This window comes from Marinobacter iranensis (assembly GCF_029207565.1).
Classification (GTDB): Bacteria; Pseudomonadota; Gammaproteobacteria; order Pseudomonadales; family Oleiphilaceae; genus Marinobacter; species Marinobacter iranensis.
This window is the reverse complement of the sequence record NZ_JANCMW010000372.1, coordinates 1-242: the sequence shown is the minus strand read 5'-3', so window position 1 is coordinate 242 and position 242 is coordinate 1. Positions and strand designations below refer to the sequence as shown.

Below are 242 nucleotides of genomic sequence, written 5' to 3'. Positions count from 1 at the left end.
AGATTGATGCCGCCGGGGGTGTGCAACTCTTCGGCGTCCAGGCGCAGCCACACGGCAAATTCATGGCCGACCTTGGCCCGTATGGCCGCGATGATTTGCAGCAACAGCCGGGCGCGGTTTTCCAGCGTGCCGCCGTATTCGTCTTCACGCTGGTTGTAATAGCCCGACAAGAAGCCGGCGATGATGTAGCCGTGGGCCGCGTGGATCTCCACACCGTCGAAACCGGCGCGCCTGGCGCGATC

At 63.6% G+C, this 242-nt stretch carries 1 protein-coding gene; it reads right to left on the bottom strand.

Annotated elements, in window-relative coordinates:
• Positions 1-242: oxidoreductase (locus NLU14_RS22755; protein WP_476738665.1), on the bottom strand; the 242-nt coding region annotated here is incomplete at both ends.